Source organism: Campylobacter concisus UNSWCS (assembly GCF_000466685.1).
GTDB classification, from domain to species: domain Bacteria; phylum Campylobacterota; class Campylobacteria; order Campylobacterales; family Campylobacteraceae; genus Campylobacter_A; species Campylobacter_A concisus_A.
The window spans coordinates 1-469 of the sequence record NZ_ANNG01000127.1 but is presented as its reverse complement, the minus strand read 5'-3'; the positions used below and the strand labels follow the sequence as shown (position 1 = coordinate 469).

The 469-nt window shown below is 43.3% G+C and carries 1 protein-coding gene; it reads right to left on the bottom strand.

Annotated features, from left to right (window positions below; genetic code table 11):
• A partial coding sequence (locus UNSWCS_RS12180; protein WP_035144217.1) for a hypothetical protein occupies positions 1–469 on the bottom strand: 469 nt, incomplete at both ends.

Below are 469 nucleotides of genomic sequence, written 5' to 3'. Positions count from 1 at the left end.
TGCCTTTGGTGGCACTATGAAGCTTATGGATGTTTCAGCCATAGAGTCTAGCTCTTGCGTATATATCTTTACGCCATTTACGAAGATAAACAAATCCCCCTCCATATTTGGCTCACCAGAGATAAGCACCATAATAGGTTTGTCAGTTGTATTTGTATATGTGATGTTTGTATCTCTTGAGGATGTCACATCACTCCAAGATTGAGCTACGCCAAGAGCTGGTGGTGTATGGCTCTGCACGAAATCAACCAGTGCCTTTTCGGTTACTGCTGCGTCCTCTGCTTTTGCAGTTATGGCATTTTTGAGTTTTGTGATTCCTTCCTTTGTTTCGGTGGCAAGTGGTGGCAGGCTATTTTTCGGTGCAAATTTATCATCACTCTCTTGCTTGGTGTATGCATCGATCTTGTCGGTCTTTTTAAGATACATGGCCTCGGCGATAACGCTATCTAGTTTAGGTGCGATTAACGCA